This window comes from Streptomyces sp. NPDC005706 (assembly GCF_040631045.1).
Classification (GTDB): domain Bacteria; phylum Actinomycetota; class Actinomycetes; order Streptomycetales; family Streptomycetaceae; genus Streptomyces.
Genome location: NZ_JBEXYS010000012.1, coordinates 37,577 through 58,703, shown reverse-complemented (window position 1 = coordinate 58,703; position 21,127 = coordinate 37,577). Strand labels below are relative to the sequence as shown.

General features: G+C 72.3%; 17 protein-coding genes and 1 pseudogene. 9 read left to right on the top strand and 9 right to left on the bottom strand.

Annotated features, from left to right (window positions below; translation table 11 throughout):
* Positions 1-132 precede the first annotated feature (132 nt).
* Positions 133-2,343, bottom strand: a complete 2,211-nt coding sequence (locus tag ABZ478_RS20535; protein ID WP_359551391.1) for an FUSC family protein — start codon at positions 2,341-2,343, stop codon at positions 133-135.
* 209 nt (positions 2,344-2,552) lie between these two features.
* Here ABZ478_RS20535 and ABZ478_RS20530 point away from each other — a divergent pair, with 209 nt between their 5' ends.
* Positions 2,553-2,768, top strand: a complete 216-nt coding sequence (locus ABZ478_RS20530; protein ID WP_359551389.1) for a hypothetical protein — start codon at positions 2,553-2,555, stop codon at positions 2,766-2,768.
* A 42-nt stretch (positions 2,769-2,810) separates the two neighbouring features.
* Here the strand turns inward: ABZ478_RS20530 and ABZ478_RS20525 are convergent, their stop codons facing one another.
* A complete protein-coding gene (locus ABZ478_RS20525; RefSeq protein ID WP_359551387.1) occupies positions 2,811-3,689 on the bottom strand; it encodes a restriction endonuclease in 879 nt (292 codons plus the stop codon).
* Between the two features lie 261 nt (positions 3,690-3,950).
* On the opposite strand from ABZ478_RS20525, the gene ABZ478_RS20520 reads away from it, so the two are divergent.
* Complete coding sequence (locus tag ABZ478_RS20520) at positions 3,951-5,105, top strand: glutathione-independent formaldehyde dehydrogenase (protein WP_359551384.1); 1,155 nt, start codon at positions 3,951-3,953, stop codon at positions 5,103-5,105.
* A gap of 47 nt (positions 5,106-5,152) precedes the next feature.
* Here the strand turns inward: ABZ478_RS20520 and ABZ478_RS20515 are convergent, their stop codons facing one another.
* From ABZ478_RS20515 to ABZ478_RS20500, 4 genes are all read right to left on the bottom strand, one after another.
* Positions 5,153-6,307 (bottom strand): hypothetical protein, encoded by a 1,155-nt coding sequence (locus tag ABZ478_RS20515; protein WP_359551382.1) that lies wholly within the window; start codon positions 6,305-6,307, stop codon positions 5,153-5,155.
* A gap of 149 nt (positions 6,308-6,456) precedes the next feature.
* Positions 6,457-7,074: a lamin tail domain-containing protein gene (locus tag ABZ478_RS20510; protein ID WP_359551380.1), complete on the bottom strand. Its 618-nt coding sequence runs from the start codon at positions 7,072-7,074 to the stop codon at positions 6,457-6,459.
* A gap of 295 nt (positions 7,075-7,369) precedes the next feature.
* Complete coding sequence (locus ABZ478_RS20505) at positions 7,370-8,500, bottom strand: S8 family peptidase (RefSeq protein ID WP_359551668.1); 1,131 nt, start codon at positions 8,498-8,500, stop codon at positions 7,370-7,372.
* A gap of 341 nt (positions 8,501-8,841) precedes the next feature.
* Positions 8,842-10,656, bottom strand: a complete 1,815-nt coding sequence (locus ABZ478_RS20500) for an arabinofuranosidase catalytic domain-containing protein (protein ID WP_359551377.1) — start codon at positions 10,654-10,656, stop codon at positions 8,842-8,844.
* Between the two features lie 352 nt (positions 10,657-11,008).
* On the opposite strand from ABZ478_RS20500, the gene ABZ478_RS20495 reads away from it, so the two are divergent.
* From ABZ478_RS20495 to gap, 3 genes are all read left to right on the top strand, one after another.
* Positions 11,009-11,164: a DUF6131 family protein gene (locus ABZ478_RS20495; RefSeq protein WP_250402800.1), complete on the top strand. Its 156-nt coding sequence runs from the start codon at positions 11,009-11,011 to the stop codon at positions 11,162-11,164.
* A 102-nt stretch (positions 11,165-11,266) separates the two neighbouring features.
* Positions 11,267-12,229, top strand: coding sequence for a helix-turn-helix domain-containing protein (locus tag ABZ478_RS20490; protein ID WP_359551374.1), 963 nt, complete (start codon positions 11,267-11,269; stop codon positions 12,227-12,229).
* Between the two features lie 102 nt (positions 12,230-12,331).
* Positions 12,332-13,330: a type I glyceraldehyde-3-phosphate dehydrogenase gene (gene gap / locus ABZ478_RS20485; protein WP_359551371.1), complete on the top strand. Its 999-nt coding sequence runs from the start codon at positions 12,332-12,334 to the stop codon at positions 13,328-13,330.
* A 25-nt stretch (positions 13,331-13,355) separates the two neighbouring features.
* Here gap and ABZ478_RS20480 read toward each other — a convergent pair whose 3' ends face one another.
* Positions 13,356-14,339, bottom strand: coding sequence for a helix-turn-helix domain-containing protein (locus ABZ478_RS20480; protein WP_359551369.1), 984 nt, complete (start codon positions 14,337-14,339; stop codon positions 13,356-13,358).
* 57 nt (positions 14,340-14,396) lie between these two features.
* On the opposite strand from ABZ478_RS20480, the gene ABZ478_RS20475 reads away from it, so the two are divergent.
* The 3 genes and pseudogenes from ABZ478_RS20475 to ABZ478_RS20465 all read left to right on the top strand — a co-directional run bounded on the left by ABZ478_RS20475 (position 14,397) and on the right by ABZ478_RS20465 (position 17,445).
* Positions 14,397-15,701, top strand: coding sequence for an MFS transporter (locus ABZ478_RS20475; RefSeq protein ID WP_359551367.1), 1,305 nt, complete (start codon positions 14,397-14,399; stop codon positions 15,699-15,701).
* A gap of 93 nt (positions 15,702-15,794) precedes the next feature.
* Positions 15,795-16,078, top strand: a pseudogene (locus ABZ478_RS20470) (DUF1905 domain-containing protein).
* 461 nt (positions 16,079-16,539) lie between these two features.
* A complete protein-coding gene (locus ABZ478_RS20465; protein WP_359551365.1) occupies positions 16,540-17,445 on the top strand; it encodes a CAP domain-containing protein in 906 nt (301 codons plus the stop codon).
* A gap of 22 nt (positions 17,446-17,467) precedes the next feature.
* On the opposite strand, the gene ABZ478_RS20460 is transcribed toward ABZ478_RS20465, so the two are convergent.
* Positions 17,468-19,588, bottom strand: a complete 2,121-nt coding sequence (locus ABZ478_RS20460; protein WP_359551363.1) for a SpoIIE family protein phosphatase — start codon at positions 19,586-19,588, stop codon at positions 17,468-17,470.
* A gap of 231 nt (positions 19,589-19,819) precedes the next feature.
* Between ABZ478_RS20460 and ABZ478_RS20455 the strand changes: the two genes are divergently transcribed.
* On the top strand, positions 19,820-20,473 hold the full coding sequence (locus ABZ478_RS20455; RefSeq protein WP_359551360.1) for an ATP-binding protein: 654 nt from the start codon (positions 19,820-19,822) through the stop codon (positions 20,471-20,473).
* Here the strand turns inward: ABZ478_RS20455 and ABZ478_RS20450 are convergent.
* A complete protein-coding gene (locus ABZ478_RS20450; RefSeq protein ID WP_359551358.1) occupies positions 20,418-21,110 on the bottom strand; it encodes a GAF and ANTAR domain-containing protein in 693 nt (230 codons plus the stop codon). The genes ABZ478_RS20455 and ABZ478_RS20450 overlap by 56 nt on opposite strands.
* Positions 21,111-21,127 lie beyond the last annotated feature (17 nt).

The window sequence follows — 21,127 nt, the reverse complement described above, 5'->3', positions numbered from 1 at the left end:
TTCCTGTGGAACGGTTTTGGCGACCGGATGTGGGTGACCGGCCTCGAATGGATCATCCACGCGCCCGGCCGGCTCCCGCAACCGCTTCTTTCCTGACCGGCCGCCGCCGTAACGGAACGCGGGCGGATTTCGTCAGTCGCGGGTTCGCGCCGCGGTCGTCGCCGCGGGCTCGGGCGCGGGGCCGGTGCGTGGGATGCGGGCCAGATCGGTCATCAGGGCGCTCAGCCAGGAGACGGTCGCGTAGTACAGGCGGGGAGCGCCGGGCGGCTCCGCGGTGAACCCGGCGAGGGCGGGGTCGAGGCGGGGCACCGGTGCGGCCGGGGTGTCGCTCCCGGGGTCGAGCGCCGCCGAGACGAGCAGCATCCGCCCGGCCACCCGGTCCCCGAGTCCGGCGGCCGACTCGGCGGCGGCCGGGCCCAGCGCGGCGGGCGGCGGTTCCAGCAGCCGTTCGGATCCCCACAGCGTGTGGTGTCCGGCGATGAGGGTGGCCTGCCAGTCCACCGTGGGCAGCGCCGCCCCTCTCCCCCGGCCCCCGAAGAGCGTCGGCTCGCTCTGGAACTGGGCGTACGCGGACTCCGCGAGGATGACCGCCTGGTGCAGCGAGCGGTGGCCGGACACCGCGAGCGGCGCGGCGGCCACCGCGCCGCCGGCCGCCACGTCGGCGCTGGTCGCCACCACGATCTCGGCCGCCCTGCGCAGGAGTTCCGCCGCCGCGTGGCGCAACTCGTCGTGAGCGCCGCGGGGCCAGGCGAGCAGGCCGAACACCGCGCCGATCGCGCTGCCGACCAGCACGTCCAGCAGGCGGACCTCGGCCAGCCGCCAGGTCGGCGGCGCGAGCTGGGCGAAGACCAGGGCCACGAGCACCGTGAACAGGCCCTGTGCCCAGCCGACACCCTTGACCGGGCCCAGGGTGAAGGCGAGGAGCATCCAGAGCGGGAGTATCACGGCGTAGATCTCGGTGTGGCCGCCCACCAGGGTCAGCAGCGCGGCGGTCAGCAACGCCCCGGCCAGCGTGCCTCCGAGCGCCCGGCGGATGGTGCTCCAGGTCTCGTCCATGGTGGTCCGGGTGAGCGTGAGCGTGGCCAGCGTCGCCCAGAATCCGTGGGGCAGCGTGTCCACACCCGCGATGAGCCGGGCGGCGGTCAGGGCCAGGGCGATGCGCACCGCGTTCTGGAAGAAGACCGACCGGCGCCCGGCGTGGCCGCGCACCCGGTGCCACCACAGCCCCGGGGCCCGGCTCGTGGCATACCAGAAGCGGCCCGGCGGCACCGGCGCCGACGCCCGCCGGCCACGAACCGCGAGGTCGGCCGCCGTGGCCATGGCCAGCGCGGCGTCGGCGATCTCCAGTACGGCGGCGTGCCGGCGCAGTACGGCGGGCGGGAAGACCGGCGGGGGCGTGCCGCCCGTGGCAGCGGCCACGGCGGGCACGGGGCCGGCGGACGTGGCCGACAGATGGGCGCGGGCCGCGGCCAGTTCCTCGTAGGCGGCCACAGGCGCCGGCCCCGATCCGAGGCTGTTCGCGGCCCCGGTCGACAGGCCCGCCACCGCGCGCAGCACCACGGTCACCCGGGGGCCCTGATCGTCGCCGGGCGGGGCGGTCAGTTGTGCCAGCCGGCTGAGCAGGGTGCGGGTGGCCAGACCGGTGTGGGCGAGGGCACGGTCGCGCAGCCCCGGCCCGGCGGGGCGTTCCGCCTCCGGCACGGTCAGGGGTCGCAGGGCCGCGCCGGCCTCCCGGGCGGCACCGCTGTCCGTGCCGGTCAGGGCGTACGGGGGCACGGCCAGCAGGGTCGCGCAGTGGGCCGCGGTCCGTGCGGCGAGGGCGGCCCGCTCCCGGTACGACGGCGGTGCCGGCTCGGGGAGGAGCAGCGCCTCGGCGGCGATGAGCAGGGCCAGCCCGGTCGTCGTACCGATCAGGCGTTCACCGAGCGAGGCGGGATCGTACGGCGGGAAGGAAGGCAGGATGTAGAGCAGTTGCAGGCCGGGAGCCGCGCCGGCCGGGCGGGGGCCGCCCACGGCCGTGAAGGCAAGGGCGAAGCCCACGATCAGCATGCCGGCGACGGCGCTCCAGGTCCGCACCGACAGACAGGTGCCGGCGATCACCAGCAGCCAGCACACCGGCAGCGCGCGCAGTCCCGTCGCGGCCCGCTGCCGTCCGGTGCCGGGGATCCTGGACAGTCCGCCCAGCGCCACGGCGGAGAACAGGGCGTACGTCGCCGCGACGGGGAGGCCCAGGCCGTAGCGGAAGAGGAAGAACCCTGCCGCGGCGACCAGCGTCACGCGTACCGCTCGGCGGCCCGAGGCGGCGTAGGCCGCGGGGATCCGGCCGGATGGGGCACCACACACGCTTACAGAATCCCGCACCGTCCGGTACCCGGCACGTGCGGCGGCCGGGGTGCCCGCCGTGGGGCGGGCGGCGTGCCGGCCGGGAGGAGGCGGCGGGCCGGTGGCGGGGCCATCAGGGTGGTCGCGGGCCGTGTCGGGCGTCCGGCGCGGGACCCGTTGGCCATGCTGGAGCGCGAGCTGCCCCCTTCCCGGCGAACAAGGAGCACGGTATGCCGACGGACCCGGTGGGACGTTTCCTCGCGGCCCTCGACCCGGAGCACCGGGAGGCCGTGGCCGCCAGGCCCCGCGAGGAGCAGGAGCGGCTCGCGGCGGCCTGGGAACTGGAGCTGGAGGTGGACACCGAGCTCGACACCCTCGACGAGCTGTCCCCGCCGGCCGCGGAGGCCGAGGCGGCCCGGCGCGTCCTGGAGTCCGGAACCGACTAGCGAAGGTGTCCCGGGGACGGCGCCGTGCTTCGCCTCCGCCCCTCAGAGGCCGGGTTCCGCGAGATCCCAGGGGCAGGGTCCGGTGCCGTCGGACCAGGCGCTCAGCTCGGCGCCGTTGACGCACAGGATCCCGCACTGCTGGGCGTACTCGAGGGCCGGTGCGGTGAAGTCGCTCGTCGTGACGACCACCGCTATGTCGGCTTCATGGACGGTGAAGCAGGTGCCGCCGAAGCGCTGCATGTCCTGCGAGCCGACCTTGTTGGTGTCGCAGTAGCGCTTGCACTGGATGACCACGCGCCGGCCGTCCGGGGTGACCGCGGTGACGTCGGCACCCAAGTCGCCCGCGCCGCCCACCACTTCCACCTGTCGGCAGTCGTCGCGTGCGCACAGGTCGGCTATGGCCTGTTCGAAGGCGTCGGGGTCGAGCTCGGCGTGATCGACCACGTCGTCGAGGGGGACGGTCGCCTCCTCACCACCGGGCCCGAGCGGCCCGGCGCCGGGGTACGTGGCTTCCGGACCGGGGTTCTCGGCCTCGCTCGGTGCGTCGGCCGGTACGGCCGGCGACGCGGCCACCGTCATCCGCACCGACTCGGCCGGGACCGGAGCCGGTGCGGGGTCGCACAGCGTGTCGGTGGCCTTCTCGGCCGCCGCCTCCAGGGTCTCGGTGGCACGGCGCGCACATCTCGCGACGGACAGACGCCGCCACCGTGACCTGCACATGAGCGCCACCGCGAGGCTCACCATGGCCAGTGAACAGGCCCAGAACGGACGGCGTTCGACGATGCCGACAAGAGTACGGGCGACGAAGCTCATGACGCACACAATGATCGCGAGCAGGCCGAAGAACATGGCGGTCGTACGCAGATCGAAGCGCCGCCGGTCACGGTCGACGGGGCGGAAAGGGCGCGCGGGGACGGTCATGCTGGGCTTCCCTCCGGAGGAACGACGACGAAGATCACCCGGCTACGCGTGCCCAAGATCGTCGACTTAAACGGTGGTTGGGGGCCACAGGAGGCGTGCCTTTGCGGATCGGGCCGGGCGGGCGTTTGCTGGAAGTGTTCAGCAGCGCGGCGAGGACTCCGCTGGGCCCGCGAGGCGCGGCCGCAGGCCCGCCTGTCCGGGTGCCCCACGGAGCGGCCCGTCGCCGCCGCCGTCCGGCGTTCGACGCGGAGGTGACCGAAGGTGAAAGCCGTCGTCTATGAGAAGCCGTTCAACGTGACGGTGAGGGACGTCGACGATCCGCAGATACAGCACCCGAACGACGTGATCGTACGGGTCACGTCGACGGCGATCTGCGGGTCCGACCTGCACATGTACGAGGGCCGTACGGCCGCGGAGGCCGGGATCGTCTTCGGCCACGAGAACCTCGGCATCGTCGAGGAGGTCGGCAGCGGCGTGGTCTCCCTGTCCAAGGGCGACCGGGTCGTGATGCCGTTCAACGTGGCCTGCGGGTTCTGCAAGAACTGCCTCGCCGGGAAGACCGGGTTCTGCCTGACGGTGAATCCGGGGTTCGCGGGCGGAGCGTACGGCTACGTCGCGATGGGTCCCTACCTCGGTGGCCAGGCGGAACGGCTGCGGGTGCCGTTCGCCGACTTCAACTGCCTGAAGCTGCCGCCGGGCGAGGAGTTCGAGACGGACTTCGTGCTGCTCGCCGACATCTTCCCGACCGGGTACCACGGCTGCGAGCTGGCGCAGGTGTCGCCCGGTGAGTCCGTGGCCGTGTTCGGTGCCGGTCCGGTCGGCCTGATGGCCGCCTACTCGGCACTGCTGCGCGGTGCGTCCAAGGTGTTCTCGGTGGACCGGGTGCCCGAGCGGCTCGCCAAGGCGGAGGAGATCGGGGCCATCCCCATCGACTTCACCAAGGGCGACCCGGCCGAGCAGATCAAGGAGCAGACCTCGGGCGAGGGCACCGACAAGGGCGTGGACGCCGTCGGCTACCAGGCCACGTCCCACAAGGACGTCAGCCACGAGGAGCCCGCCGTCGTCCTCAACACCCTCGTCGAGACGGTACGGCCCACCGGCATGCTCGGCGTGCCCGGCCTGTACGTGCCGTCCGACCCGGGCGGTCCCGACGAGCACGCCAAGCACGGCCAGTTGCTGGTCTCCATCGGCCGGATGTTCGAGAAGGGCCAGCAGATGGGCACCGGTCAGTGCAACGTCAAGCGGTACAACCGCCAGTTGCGCGACATGATCATCGCCGGGCGCGCCAAGCCCAGTTTCGTGGTCTCGCACGAGCTGCCGCTCGAGGACGCGCCTGGGGCGTACGAGAAGTTCGACAAGCGGATCGAGGGTTACACGAAGGTCGTGCTGCACCCGGGCCACGCGCTCGCGGCATGACGTGACTCAGGGTCCGGACGCCGGAACGGGCGTCCGGACCCCGCGGGTCAGACACCCAGGGTGCCTGGGCCGTTCTGAGGCCGGGGAGGGCGCGAGGCGCCTGGGGGCGGGGTGCCGGGGGGCGGGGTGTCCGGGCGCGAGGCGTTGGGTGTGCCGCCTGGCGGCGGGGTCTCGGGTGCGTTGACCTGGCGGACCCGCCGTCTGGAACGTGTCTGACCGATCATCGTCTGTCCGCCGGTCTCCTCCTCCCAGCTCTCCAACACCTCGTCAAGACCGCGGGCGTCGGGCTCGGCCTCCGGCGTGCCGTCGGCGACACTCTTCGCGTGCTCGAATGCCTGCAACAGGGTGTCGGCGTCACGCTCGAGGTCTTCTACGTCGGCCCCCGGCACGTCCCCGAGAACGCGTAGGTGGAGCCTCACGGCGGCATGGGCTTGCTCCACCCACTCCAAGGAATCGGTCTTTCCGGCCGGTTCCTCGGACTGCTTGAGCAGGCTACGCCCTTCCTTCAAGGCCCTCTCCGCCGCAGTCTTGTGCAGGGCGATGGCGGACGCCCCGAGTTTCGGCGGCTCGAACAACGCCTTGAGCTTTTCACCGTCCGGCAGCAGAAGCGCCGCCAGCGAGCTCCCGACGGTTGACAGCGCGGCGGCGAACGGCCCGCCGGAAGCCGTGGAGGCCAGAGCGATGGCGGTGGTGGTGGCCACGTGTGGGATGAGTGCCCGGGACACTCTCACAGCTCCCTGGAGGCGGGACCGCCAGTACCTGGGCGTCTCACCGGCCGCGACCTTGTCGGCTTCCCTTCCTACGACCTCGATGATCTCGTTGAGACTCGCCAGTGCTTCGGCTTTGGCCGGCTCGGCCCCCGGGCGGTTGAGGCTTACCCGGGCCTCGGCCAGGTCGGTCAGAATCCCCGTGAAGGTGGGCGGTGGCGGATCCTCGTAGCCCACAGAAGCCAGGAGGGTGGGTACGAGGATCGCCAGGCACGTACATGCGTCCTCCGCGTCGAACCCGTCGGCCGGCCCGGGCCCGTCCCTGATCACGTCCTCGGCCTCAGCGAGCAGCAACCGCGCGGCAAACAAGACCTCCGTCGCGGCGGCCAGCCGGTCAGGCGTCGGCTTGCCCCAACCAATGAGTCGTTCAAGTCTGCGCTGCTGTCCGATGAACTCCGCCAACAGTTGACGCAGTTCGTCCGCGGCCGTGGCCATGCGCCCCTCCCCCTGGTCACCGCACAGTGTGCGGGAACCGGCCCTGTCGGGCAATACGGCCATTCATCGGCCAACTGGCGAAAAACGGCCCGCGGCGCGCCACTTCGAGTGAGTGACGCGCCGCGGGTCAAGAACTGCCGAGTGTCGGATCAGCGGTGGTTGCCGTGCCAGCCGCCGTGGCGGCGGTCACCGCGGTCGTCGTGGCGGCGGTCACCGCGGCGGTCGCCGTCGTAGCGGCGGTCGTCGCCCCGGTGGTCGCGGTAGTCGCCGCCCCAGCGGCCGTGGCGGTCGTCGCCCCGGTGGTCGCGGTAGTCGCCGCCCCAGCGGCCGTGGCGGTCGTTGCCCCAGGAGGCGGAGTCGATGTAGCGACCACGGCTGTCGCGCAGGGTCGCGGTGTCGTTGTTGTCCCACACCTGGCGGCCGCGGTCCTGGTAGACGTCACCGACGTGGTCCCGGCCGTTGCCGGTGTGGACGCGGACCGTCTCGTGCCCCTCGAGCCGGTAGTAGCGGAAGACGTAGGTGTGGCCGTCCGCGTCGGACAGCGTCCAGCCGTTCAGGTTGACGTCTCGGCGGCCCTCGTTGGTGATCTCGACCCATTCCCTGTTCAGGGCGCGGGCGTCGCGGACGTGGGAGCCGTGCTGCACGGCGCTGATGACGACCTGTGCGCGCTGGTAACGGCCGTGGTCGGCAGCCGAGGCCGGCAGTGCCGCCGCGCCCACGACGGCCGCCGCGGCGACAGTGGCGGCAGCGACACGACGTGCGGTCACGAAGACAGAAGCGGACAAGGTGTCCCCCTTCTCAGGGTTGTGCGGGTGGCGGCCGGGCGGCCGCACAGCCACACCGTGCAGGCAGCGGGCCGCGTCGCCGGCGGACACACGAAGCCCGTTACGATTCACGCACATTTCCGTGACTCTCGGATGCAATGTCCATTAATGCGGTGAATGAGTCATGTGAGGACGCCACCCGGCACATCGGACCCAAGCCCGTCGTACCGGTCTCACCCGAAAGTGAGTAACAGTCAGCGGCCCGGCGAGTGGGGTCGCCGGGCCGCGGACGGTGTCGTTACTCGGTCACCTTCAGCAGCTTGTTGGGCGTTCCGCTGCCGACGCCGGTGATCTTGTCGGCGCTCGCCCCGCCGGTCAGGGCTGTCGCGACCTGAGCCGGTGTGGCGTCCGGGTGGCCGGCGACGTAGACGGCGGCGGCACCGGTGACATGGGGGGTCGCCATGGAGGTGCCGGAGATCGTCTTCGTCCCCTCGTCGCTGTCGTTCCAGTCCGAGGTGATGTCCGATCCCGGCGCGTACAGATCGACGACGGAACCGAAGTTGGAGAAGTCGGACTGCGCGTCGACGTTGGTGCTGGAGGCCACGGTGAGGGCCTCCGGCACCCGTGCGGGCGAGCTGTTCTTGGCGTCGGTGGACTCGTTGCCGGCCGCGACCGCGAAGGTGACCCCGGCGGCGATGGCCTTGCCGACCGCCGCGTCGAGGGCCGGGTCGGCGCCGCCGCCGAGGCTCATGTTGGCGACGGAGGGACCCTTGTGGTTCTTGGTCACCCAGTCGATGCCGGCCACGACCTGCTCGGTGGTGCCGGAACCGTTGTTGTCGAGGACTCTGACGGCGACGATCTTGGCCTTCTTCGCGACGCCGTGGGCGGTCCCGGCGATGGTCCCGGCGACGTGGGTGCCGTGGCCGTTGCCGTCGTCGGCGCTGTCGTCGTTGTCGACGGCGTCGAAGCCGTAGGAGGCGCGGCCTCCGAAGTCCTTGTGGCTGATGCGGACGCCGGTGTCGATGACGTACGCGGTCGCCCCCTCCCCGGCCTTGTCGGGGTAGGTGTACTTGTGGTCGCCGGCCGTGTCGGCCTGGTCGATCCGGTCCAGGCCCCAGGACGGCGGGTTGTCCTGGGTGGCGGTTATGTGGAACTTCTTGTTCTGGACCACGGTCGAGACCTCGGGATCGGCGGCCAGCCGCTTGGCCTCGGTCTCGGTGAGGCTCGTGGCCGAGAAACCGTTGACCGCCGATCCGTAGGTGCGGCCGAGTTCGCCGCCGTACTGCTCCGCCAGGTCCGCCTTCCGCGCCTGTGACGCCTTCTGGTCCAGCAGGACGATGTAGCTGCCGGCGACCGCGCCCCGGGCGTGCATCCCGTAGACCGTGCCCTCGGCGGGGCGTTCGGCGTGGGCCGTGGGTGAAACGGCCATGGCGGTACCGACGACGGCCGTCACGGAGGCGATCGCGGTGGCGATCCTTGCCTTCCCCATGCGGTGCTGATGGGTCGTCAAGAGGGATCTCCTCGTCGTATGTGGGGGGTTGAGTGGGGGGACGCACCGGCGACGAAGACCGGTGCGTCCCGGAGCGTGCCCAGTTGTCACGCACAGATCAACCCCGTGTGTGCGGGAGGGAAGCGACTCCCGCACACACCTCCACCAGATCCCCTCGCCCTCGACGGAACCCGTGGGCATAGCCCCAGCTCCCGGCAGTGATTGAAGTAAGAAACAACACCGGAGGAGCCTTTGTGACTTTCTCTGCACATGATGCGCACTCAGTTGAGCCGGAACCTCTGCGCCGCCGATCCATTGCAGTCCCAGATCTGCAGCCGGGTGCCGTTCGCGGTGGCGCCGCTGGGCGCGTCCAGGCAGCGGCCCGACTGGGGGTTCAGGAGCGAACCGTCCGTCTGCTGCACCCACTTCTGGCCGCCGGCGCCGTTGCAGTCCCACAGCTCGACCTTCGCGCCGTTCGCCGTTGCGTTGCCCTCGATGTCGAGACAACGGCCCAGTGTGCTCAGGGAGTTGTCGGCGTGGTGGAACCAGTGCTGGTCGACCGCCCAGGTCTGGCAGTCCCAGAGCTGTACGGCGGTGCCGTTGACGCCGGTGTCGTCCGCCGCGACGTCGACGCACTTGCCACCGGGGCCGGCGACGGGCGCGCCGCCGTTGGCGGAGAACTTCTGGGCGGAGGCGCCGTTGCAGTCCCAGATCTGCAGCCGGGTGCCGTTGCCGGTGGCGCCGCTGGGCGAGTCCAGGCAGCGGCCCGACTGCGGGTTCAGGAGCGAACCGTCGGTCTGCTGCACCCACTTCTGGCCGCCGGCGCCGTTGCAGTCCCACAGTTCGACCTTCGTGCCGTTGGCCGTACCGTTGCCGTTGATGTCGAGGCACCGGCCGAGCGTGCCGAGCGAGCCGTCGGGGTTGTGGGTCCAGAACTGGTCCTCGGCGTACGTCTGGCAGTCCCAGAGCTGTACGGCGGTGCCGTTGACGCCGGTGTCGTCCGCCGCGACGTCGACGCACTTGCCACCGGGGCCGGTGACCGTGCCCTGGGGGCCGTTGGGCACGTCCGTCCGCCCGGAGTAGCCGACCGACACGATGTTGGCCTGCACGGCGTTCTCGGCCGCGTCGGTCGGATAGCCGGCGACCATCACGCCCTCGAAGAACGTGCCCATGTTCCAGTTGCTGTTGTCGCCGCCCGTGCCGAGGATGATGCCGCCCTCCTGGTGCATCGGCTGGTAGCCGCCCCGGGTGGGCAGGGCCCCGTCCCACCACGTGGTCAGCGCGCCGGACTGGGAGTTGCCGCCCTTCAGGGCGTATCTCGTCCGGCCGTCGTTCTTCAGCACCGCGGTCACGTACGCGCTGTTGTTGCCGCGGTTGGCGGTGTTGGAGCCGTCGCCGCCCTGGAACATGCCGTTCTCCAGGTCCGCCTCGACCCAGGGCCCCGCACCGGTGCACGGGGCGAAGTAGCACGTGGTGGCGATGCTGACCGCGTCCATGTGGCCGTTTCCGGTGTCGGCCGGTGTGCTCTCGGCGTTGCCGTAGTCGAAGCAGCAAGCCGAGCCGACGTGGGTGCCGCTGGCCACCATGTAGGCGCCCTCGGGCTGTCCGTTCACCGCGACGCCCGAGGCCACGCCGGTGTACCGGTAGCCGACGCCGGGTGAGATCCACACGCCGTAGACCTTGTGGCCGCCCGCGGTGACCGCGATCTCACTGGCGTCCGCCCCGCGGTCCGCGCCCATGCCGGCGGTTCCGGCGGGTCCCGGGGTCAGGTCGTTGTGGCGTGCGGTCTGGTCGTAGATCTTCGTGCTGCGGCAGGTCGTTCCGCCGCAGAAGGTGTCCTGGCGGCCGGCGTCCGCGTAGCCGCCCGCCGCCAGCAGTCCTATGTCGGTGGCGGCGCCGTCCGAGGCGCGGGTGACCCGGTACAGGGGTCCGTTGTAGGCGCCGTAGAGGGCGCGCACCGTGCTGTGCGCGGCGACGCACGGGGTGCCGGCCCCGCCGTAGATGTCGCAGGGCTGCGCGCCGGCGGCCTCGGCCGGCCCGCTCAGGCCGGCCAGCGCGCCGAGCACGAGCGCCAGGACGGCCAGCAGGGATCGCACGCGTGCGTAGGGGCGCCGCGGCGGCCTGGGCCCGGTGCCGGTGACCTCGGTTTCTGTTCCGGGTCCGTGTCCCTGTGCGGGCCCGGGTCCGGTGACTGCTGATCTCTCTCCGCGCATCGTCTGCTCCTCGAAGGACGGGACGTGCTGCCAACAAGGTGGGGTGTCAGCCGAGTTCGTCTTTCGTTGCGGCCGTTGCGGAACGTACGAAGCGCGATCGATGGCGTCAAGATTTGTTGCTTCAGACTTATTTAAAGTTTTGGATCTGTCCTGAATTGTTGCTTCGGTGGGTGGCTTGACGCCTCACTTCGGGGCACACGGACATATGGAGTGTTACTTCGACAGGAGGCACGTCATGATCGCCCTCGGAGTCATCCTGCTCATCATCGGCTTCCTCACGGGGATCTCCATCCTGTGGACCATCGGCATCATCCTCGTGGTGATCGGCGCGGTCCTGTGGATCCTCGGCTCCATGGGGCACGCGGTCGCGGGGCGCCGGCACTACTGGTAGGACCGGGGCCGTTCTCGGGGCAGGGACGCGGACCGGCTGCCCGGACGCAGGGCCGGACTCGCCGGTCCGCGGTGTGTCCGGGCGCCGCGTAGCCTGCTGCTCGTGTCCACCTCAGCCCCGCATCCGCACCGTGTCGCCGTGCTCGTCCTGGAGGGTGCGAAGCCGCTGGACGTCGGCATTCCCGCCCAGGTGTTCACGACGCGGGCGAGCATGCCGTACGAGGTGCGGGTGTGCGGGGCGGCGCCCGGCCTGGTGACCGGTGGCGACGGTCTGTCGTACCACGTCGCGCACGGCCTGGAAGCGCTCGCGTGGGCCCAGAGCGTCTTCATCCCCGGATACAGATTCCCGGATCGTGAGGATCCGCCGCCGGCCGTCGTCGACGGGCTGCTCGCCGCCCACGAACGGGGCGCGCGGCTCGCCGCGATCTCGACGGGCGCCTTCGCGCTCGCCGCGACGGGTCTGCTGGACGGCCGCCGCGCCACGACGCACTGGCACTACGCCCGGGCGCTGGCGGCGCGGCACCCGCTCGTCCGGGTCGACGAGAACGTGCTCTTCGTCGACGAGGGCAGCGTGCTGACGTCGGCCGGTGCCGCCTCCGGCCTCGACCTGTGCCTGCACATCCTGCGCCGCGATCTCGGGGTGGCCCCGGCGAACCACGCGGCCCGGCGTCTGGTCGCGGCGCCCTACCGCAGCGGCGGCCAGGCGCAGTACGTGCCGCGCAGCGTGCCCGAACCGCTCGGCGAACGGTTCGCGGCGACCCGCGAGTGGGCGCTGCACCGGCTCGGCCGGCCGCTCACCCTGGACGTGCTCGCCCGGCACGCGGCGGTGTCGCCGCGCACGTTCTCACGCCGGTTCGTCGAGGAGACCGGGTACACGCCGATGCAGTGGGTGATGCGGGCCCGCGTGGACGTGGCGCGCGAGCTGCTGGAGCGTTCGGAGCGGAGCGTCGAGCAGGTCGCCGCCGACGTGGGTCTCGGCACGGCCGCGAATCTGCGGCTGCACTTCCAGCAGGTCCTCGGCACCACCCCGAGCGAGTACCGGCGCACCTTCACCCGCGGCGAGTAGCCCGCGACCGGCTGGCGCGATCCTTGCGAACTGTGGCGATCCCGCCTCTGTCAGCGGCCGCCGCCGCCCGCGAACCTGGTGGCGAGCGAAGGGACACCACTCATGACTCGTATCGCCATCAACGGTTTCGGCCGCATCGGCCGCAATGTGCTGCGCGCCCTGCTGGAGCGTGACAGCGACCTGGAGGTCGTGGCCGTCAACGACCTCACGGAGCCCGCCACGCTGGCGCGGCTGCTCGCCTACGACACGACGGCCGGCCGGCTCGGCCGGCCGGTGACCGCCGACGGTGACGCCCTCGTCGTCGACGGCCGCCGCATCAGGGTGCTTGCCGAGCGTGAGCCGGAGCGGCTGCCGTGGGGCGAACTCGGCGTCGACATCGTGCTGGAGGCGACCGGCCGTTTCACGTCGGCGAAGGCGGCCCACGCCCATGTCTCCGCGGGAGCGCGCAAGGTGCTCGTCAGCGCGCCGTCGGACGGCGCGGACGTCACGCTCGCGTTCGGGGTGAACACCGGTGCCTACGACCCGGCCCGGCACACGATCGTCTCGAACGCCTCCTGCACGACCAACGCGCTCGCCCCGCTCGCCGCGGTGCTCGACGAACTCGCGGGGATCGAGCACGGCTTCATGACGACGGTGCACGCCTACACGCAGGAGCAGAACCTGCAGGACGGTCCGCACCGCGACGCCCGCCGGGCCCGCGCCGCCGGCGTCAACATCGTGCCGACCACGACGGGCGCCGCCAAGGCGATCGGTCTGGTGCTGCCGAACCTCGACGGCCGGCTGTCGGGCGACTCGATCCGGGTGCCGGTTCCGGTGGGCTCGATCGTCGAACTGAACACGACCGTCGCGCGTGACGTGACGCGCGACGACGTGCTGGCGGCCTACCGGGCCGCGGCCGAGGGGCCGCTGGCCGGCGTCCTGGAGTACTCCGAGGACCCGCTGGTGTCGTCCGACATCACGGGCAACCCGGCCTCGTCGATCTTCGACTCGGCCCTCACCCGGGTCGACGGGCGTCATGTGAAGGTGGTCGCCTGGTACGACAACGAGTGGGGCTTCTCGAACCGTGTGATCGACACCCTCGAACTGCTCGCCGCCGGCTGACCGGACGCCCCGGCGGCGCCGTCCGCTACCGGCACAGCGCGTCGCCGAGCGGCGTGCGCCGGTAGCGGACGGTGCGGCCGCTACGGGTGCGGCTGAGCAGGCCCGCGTCGTAGAGGACGGCCAGGTGCTGGCTGACGGCGCCCGGGGTGACGTCCAGACGGTGGGCGAGTTCGGTCGTGGAAGCCGGTTCGGCGAGCAGGCGCAGCAGCCGGGCGCGGGGCCGGCCGAGGAGCCGGACCAGGGCACGGTCGGTGACCGGGGGCGGCGTCTCGGAGAGCGTGGCGCGGCCGCGGGCCGGATAGACGAGGAGCGGCGGGCGGGACGCGTCGATCATCGTCTGGGCGCCGCGCGCGAAGAGCGTCGGCACCAGCACCATGCCGCGTCCCGCGATACGGATGTCGGCCGACGGCCACGGAGCGGTGTCACCCTCGCGGTGCAGACGGAGGTGACCGCCGGTCCACACGAGTCGCGGGTCGAGCCCGGCGAACAGGGCGGCCGCGCCCTGTTCCGCCAGCATCCGTGCCCGGTGGGCGAGATCGGCCTCCATGATGCTCTGCGTACGCGGCCACCACGCGTCGGCGAGGCAGATGCGCCAGTAGGCGTCGAGGGCGTCGGTGAGCCGGACGAGGAAGGCCGCCGGGTCGGCCAGGCCCCGCGCGACGAGCGGGGGAAGCGTGTCCGCGGCGCGGTAGGTGGCCCGGAAGTCGGCGGCGACGACGTCCGGTGGGGTACGTCGGACCTCGTCGAGTTCGTGCGCGAAGACCGGCCGGGCCCGTGCCGGGCGCGGGGTGAGGAAGTCCGGCACCCACAGCCAGGGAGCGACCAGGGCGGTGAGCAGTTCGTGGTCCAGGTGCTCCAGGCTCGGGCGGAAACGGCGCAGCCACGGCCGGTGGTGCGGGTACCGCGCGGGGTCGTGCAGACACCGCAGCGAGAACACCGCCTCCTGCAGCGGGGAGTAGGCGAAGGAGGTGGTGGCCAGGTCGCCGATGGCGAAGCGGAACTCGATCATTGAGTGTCACGCTAAATCATTGTCGGACCGGGGCGGGGACGGGGTTGGCTGTCCGGCATGACCACCACACCACTTCCGAAGTCCGTTGACGAGGACGGCGGTTCGCGGGCGGGGCGGGCGACCCGGGCGGGCGGGCTGCTGCCGGCCGACCCGGTGCTGCGCCTCGCCACCGTGCTGACCGCGGTCAACTCCCTGGGCAACGGGCTGTACTTCCCGCTGGGCGTCCTGTACTTCACGCGTGTCGTCGGCCTGGAGGCGACCGCCGTCGGGCTCGGGATGACGGTCGCGGGCCTGGTGGGCGTGACCGCGGGGGTGCCCGCCGGGCGGGCCGCGGACCGGTGGGGCGCCCGGCGGGTCGGCTCCCTGCTGTGGGGCGGCACGGGCATCGCCACGGCTTCGTACGTCCTCGTGGGTTCCTACGCCGCGTTCCTCGTCGCGGTGATCTGCGCGACGGGACTGCAGATGGCGAGCCGCGGGGTGCAGGGCGCGCTGTACGCGGAGGTGCTGCCGCCGGCGACACGCGTGGAGGCGCGGGCGTATCTGCGGATGGTGACGAACGTCGGGATGGGCGTGGGCGGCGCGCTGGGCGCGGTCGCTCTGCAGGTGGACACGGAGGGCGCCTACCTGACGGTGATCGCGTTGAACGCGCTGTCCTTCGCGGGCCCCGCGCTGCTGCTGCCCCGGCTGGCGCCGGCGTCGCACGCGCGGGAACGTGCGGTCCCGGCCGCCGGCGCTCCGGCGGCCGAGCGCTGGCGAGCGGTGCGCGACCTGCCCTTCCTGACGGTGACGGTACTCAACGCGGTGCTGGTGGTGCAGTACACGCTGGCCGAGGTGGGGCTGCCGCTGTGGATCGTGCAGCGCACCACGGCTCCGCGCTGGACGGCGGCCCTGCTGATGATCGTCAACTGTGTGCTGGTGGCGCTGCTTCAGGTGCGGGTCGCCCGGCGCGCCTCCCAAGTGCACACGGCGGTACGGGCGATGGGCTGGTCGGGGCTGCTGCTGGCGGCGGCCTGCGCGGTGTACGCGCTGTCCGCGGGCCTCTCCCCCGTGTGGGCGGTGCTGTCGCTGACGGCCGGGGCGGTGGTGCAGGTGTTCGCCGAGGTGCTGTCGGCGGCGGGCGGTTGGACCCTCGGCTATGAACTCGCCGACGCCCGCGCGCACGGCGTCTACCAGGGGGTGTTCGGCACGGGCGCGTCGGCGGGGATGATGGCGGGGCCGGCCCTGGTCACGGTCACCGCGATCGCCCACGGCACCTTCGGCTGGGCGGTGCTCGGTGTGGTGTTCGCCCTGGCCGGGCTCTGCGTGGCACCGGCCGTGCGCTGGGCTCTGCGGGACGGCGCCTGGCGGGGCGAACCGGCCTGACGCCCCGGGCCGGACGGCGGCGAAGGCCCTGCCCTCCCACCGCGGGCACTCTGAGCACGATCCGGCCCTCCTCGGTCAACTGGAGCAGCGCGCATGGTACTTGTCTTCGACGGTCGGGTGATCGAGTGGCGGGGGCCGTCACCGTTCTACTTCGTCGCCGTGCCCGCGGAGGAGTCCGCCGACATCCGGCAGATCGCCTCGGTGGCCACGTAGGGCTGGGGCGTGATTCCGGTCGACGCCCGGATCGGCGGCAGCGGCTTCTCCACGTCGCTCTTCCCGAAGGACGGCGGCTGTCCGCTGCCGCTGAAGAAGGCGGTGCGCGGCGGGGCCTGTCCGCGGGCGACGACGTGACCGTGGCGATGACCGTGCGCCTCTGACCGGCCGGACCGGCCGGACCGGGGCCCGGGCGCTCCGGCAACAACCGGAATCCGTGGTTCCGTGACATCCCTCACAGCGCTCCCGCGACATGAGCGGGTCGGTTAGTAGACGTCACTCTGGCGACATATGGGATTTGTCCGTCTTGGTGTGGAAGTGGATCAGACCCGGCCGGACGGCGTTCCGTCCGGCCGGGCGCGCCTCCCGTCCTCGTGGCGCACGACGGTTTCTGACGGAGCGGCAGTGGTGGGTGGGTACCGCTCGCGCCCGGCCTGCACGCCCGGTCACCCTTGGCAAGGGCCGCCCGCGGCTACTAGGCGCGGTAGTACGACGGCCTCTTTGCATGCCATGTGAAGGCTTCCTAAGAATGACGATCCGCAAGGCGTTCCCGCAGGTCGGGAGCGGAGTCCGCGACGCGTCGGCGACATCCGGACGCGCAACGACCAGCGAGTGAGGTCACGCAATGGGAGAGCATCGCAAGAAGCAGCATTACCGGCGGGTGGTCATCGCTGCGGTCGCGGTGAGCGCCGTCGGAGTGCCGTCCATAGCCATGGCCTGCGGCGAGTGGCCGGACGGCGGAGCGGACCGCCCCGTCGCCGCGCAGGCCGCCGCCGCCCAGAGCCGGTACGACGACCACGGGCAGCGCTACTGGCACGGTGACGGTGGCATCGCGCCCAGCTGGCTGCCGTCGCAGACGCCGAGTGCGACCGCACCGAGCACGACCGCCCCGAGTACGACCGCACCGAGCACGACCGCATCGAGCGCCCCCGCGGCCACCCCCGAGAAGCGGGTGCCGAAGCACCACCACCGGCACGTGCACAGGCACAAGCACACCGTCAAGGTGTCCCCCAGCGCTCCCCGGCCCACCGCCACCACGCCCCAGCGCGCCCCGAAGCCCGCCGGCACGGCTCCCAGGACCACGCCCCGGCCCACCGCACCCGCGGCCACCACCGCGCCGAGCACCCCGAGGCCCACCGCCACCGCCACGGCCTCCGGCGTCACCGCCCAGATCCTGGAACTGGTCAACGCCGAGCGCGGCAAGGCCGGTTGCTCCCCGCTGACCCTGAACGCGACCCTCACCAAGGCCGCGCAGCAGCACAGCCAGGACATGGCCGCCCACCAGAACATGTCACACACCGGATCCGACGGCTCCTCCCCCGGCGACCGGATCACCGGCGCCGGCTACACCTGGAGCTCCTACGGCGAGAACGTCGCCTACGGCTACTCCACGGCGGAGCAGGTCATGGCCGGCTGGATGTCCAGCCCCGGTCACCGGGCCAACATCCTCAACTGCTCGTTCAAGGAGATCGGCGTCGGTCTCGCGCAGCCCAACAGCTACTGGACCCAGGACTTCGGAACCGCCCGCTAGGCCGCGTCCGCCTCGCTCCACCTCACCGCTCCGGCCCGGCCAGGGCCCGCAGCAGCAGCACGGTCACGTCGTCGGTGCGCCGGCCGCCCGGCCAGGCGTGCCGGACGAGGCTGTCGGCGAGGTCCGCGAGGTCACCGCCGTCGGCACCGGCGAGATGTGCGGCCAGTTCCATCGTGGTCTGCGCGACGTCGGTGCCCGGGTGTTCCACCAGCCCGTCCGTGTGCAGGGCGAGGATCGCTCCCTCGGGCAGGGCGGCGGCGGTGACGGGATAGCGGACTCGTGTGCCGATGCCCAGCAGGGGCCCCGGTTCGACGTCCAGTGTCGTCGCGTGCCGCGGCGCCGGTCTGATCAGCGGCGGAAGGTGCCCGGCGCTGGCGAGGCGCAAGAGGTGCCCGGTCAGGTCGAGTTGCACGTACAGACACGCGACGAGCAGTTCGGAGTCCAGGTCCGCCAGCAGCTGGTTGGTGCGGGCCAGGACCTGGTCCGGTGTCGCCCCCGCCGTCGCGTGGGCGTGGATGGCGGTGCGGACCTGCCCCATGAGCGCGGCCGCTGCGACGCTGTGCCCCTCCACGTCGCCGATGACGGCCGCGGCGGTGCCGTCGTCCAGGCGCAGCAGGTCGTAGAAGTCCCCGCCCACGTCCAGGCCGTGACCGGCCGGCAGATAGCGGGTGGCGACCTCGAGCCCCGGCACCGGGGGCAGGGCGCGGGGCAGGAGCGCCTGCTGGAGTTCGTGGACGAGACGGTGCTGGGAGTCGTACAGGCCGGCGCGGTCCAGCGCCTGCGCGACGAGCCCCGCCAGTGAGGTGAGCACGGCGCGCTCGTCGGCGCTGAAGTCGTGCGGACGGTCGTATGTCAGGATGCAGCAGCCGACGGGGCGGCCGGAGACGACCAGCGGCAGGAAGGCCCACGCCTGTTTGCCGCTGAGCCGGGCTGCCTGGGGGTGGCTGCGGGCGAGCTCGGCCGGACTGGAGATGAAGGCGGGGACGCCGGCCGCCAGGACGTCACCGGCCGGTGTGAGCTCGGTGTCCAACGGCAGCGCGTCCAGGCGCTCCACCACGTGGCCGGGATAGCCGTAGTGGCCGACGATGCTCAGCCGGCCCGCGTCGACGGCCGAGAGGACCATGCCCTGGGCGCCGAACGCGGGGAGGATCTGGTCGGTGACGAGCGTGACGAGGTCCCGCACGGTGACGATCTCGGTGAGCGCGGCCGCGAGGTGGACGAGCTGGTAGAGCCGTCCCGTCGGTGCCGGCGTGGCGGTACGCCGCGCCACCGGTGCCGCGGGGTCGGCGGCCTGCTCCCGGCCCGGGACGACGCGGACGCTGATGCCGCTGCCGTCGGGGTAGAGCCGGAAGGTCAGCCACTGGTCCGGCGGCCGCAGGGCGTCGAAGGAGGCGGGCGCCCGGCTGACGACGACCGTGCGGTACTGATCCTCGTACACAGGGTCGTCCAGCCACGGCAGGGACTGCCAGGGCCGGGTGCCGAGCAGTTCCTCCACCGAGCGCCCGAGCAGCCGGGCGGCCGTGGTGCTGGCGAAGGTGACCCGGCCCTCCAGATCGAGGGACACGGCGCCCTCGGGAACGCGTTCGAGGTAATCGGCCGCGGCCGTGCCGGTCAGCAGGGGGTGGCGCACGGTGTCGACGCGGAAGACGCGGGGCAGCTCGGGCAGGTCCGGTGGCGCGGGCGAGTCGTCCAGCAGACGGGCGAGCTGGTGCGCGCTGGCGGTGATGTGGCCGCGTTCACGCGCGGACGCGGCGCGCGCCCGTTCGTCGGGCCACAGCAGCACCAGGCCGCCCCAGCACCGGCGCGCACCGGTCACGGGGACCGCGGCGAGAGCGAACCGGTACGGCAGCACGGCGGCGGTGCGCGGATAGCGGCGCGCCATCTCGTCGTGGCCCGCGACCCACACCATCCGGCGTTCCCTGATCGCCTCGGTGAGCGGCGCGGGGGCGGTGAGCGGCAGGCGCCGCCACGGAGCGGTGAACTCCTGCGGCACCCCGCACACGGCCACCATGCGCAGGACCCCTCGCGGCTCCTCGGTGAGGAACAGACCGCCGATGGACGCGCCGGTGCGGCGCACCACGCCGGTCAGCGCCGACCCGAGCGCCTCGTCCAGTGAACCGTCCCCCTGGGGATCAGGCCGCATAGCGCCTCCACCGACTGTCGAGTGAAGCCGTCAGCCACCCCGCCCACCGGTTGCCCGCCGAACCACGACCCAGACACGACGAGAGTGGACATACAACCAATATGGCCCATCTCCGAGGCGAGTGACCTGCGCCTCCGACACTGGTGGGCCGGAAAGCGGCTACTGATCCGGCTTCGGGGTAGCCGACTGATTCAGATCAGCTACGTACCCAGTGACAACCGAGGCATTTTCATGGCCATCCCGCTTAGGCAGAAGGCGTCGGATGAGCCGGAACGGAACGGGGACGCCTCGCTGCGGTGGAACACCACCTGGGACAGCGGCGCCATCAGCGCCGCCCAGGCCCGCGCAGCGGCGGAGCGCTTTCTCGTCCGTGTCCGTGCCACCGACCGCGTCCCCGTCCCCGACCGCGTGGTGCAGGACACGCAACTGGTGGTCAGCGAACTGATCACGAACGTCGTACAGCACGCGTCGGGGCCCTGCGGGCTCGGTCTGGAGGTGTCTCCCGACGGTGACCGTCTCCGGATCTCGGTGTGGGACTCCTCCCACCGGATGCCCGAGGTCCGGTCCCGCGACGGACAGCGGATCGGCGGCCACGGCCTCGAGATCGTCAAGGCGATCAGCCACACGCTCTCCGTGACGGCGCGGGACGGGGGCAAGCACATCGACGTATCGCTCCTGCTGCCCGGCGCGCGCGGCCCCGCGGCGCCGGCGGACCCGGATCCGCTGCGCCGGGCGCCGCGGGAAAGGATCCGTGCTGATCCGCCCAACGGGCCGCCACCGGGGCGGACCGGATCGCCACCAGGACGGACGGCATCCCGCGGGCGGCCGGTCAGACCGTCCCGGGAGGGGCGTCGCGTACCCGCTCGGCGATGTCGCGCAGCTTGACGTTGTGCTCCTGCGAGATGCGCCGCATCACGTTGAAGGCGTCCTCCTCGCTCAGCCCGTGGCGCTCACGCAGAATGCCCATGGCCTCCCCGATGGCGTGCCGGCTCTCCAGCCCGTGCTCGAGCTGGTCGATGGTGCGCGCGCTGGCCAGAGCCACGGCGGCGTGCGAGGCCAGCAGCCAGCCGGCCGTCTCGATCTCCTCGCCGAAGGCCCCCGGGCGGGAGCCGTACAGGTTCAGCGCCCCGAAGTCCTCCTGGTCCGTGTACAGCAGCACCCCCGTCATGCTGGACACGCCCAGGTCGCGGGCCGACGACGCGAAACGCTCCCAGTGGGGCTGGGGCGCGGTCATGTCGGGGATGCGGTAGACGCGGTCGCCGCTTCTGCGCCGGGCCAGGTCGAAGCACGGCCCCTCCCCCAGCTCTCCCTGGAGCCGGTCGGACTCACGGACGATGTCGTGGGTGGCGGACAGGGTGACCGCCTTGCCCTTGCGCACCGCGAGGATGCCCGCGAACTCACAGCCCTCGACGAGTTCCACCGCCGCGGCGGAGATCGCGTCCAGCGTCGCCTGTACCGAGTCCTGCTCCAGCAGGTCCCTGGCGAGCCGGGCCATCGCCTCCGCGTACTCCCGCCACTCCATCCGTCACCACCCGTCTC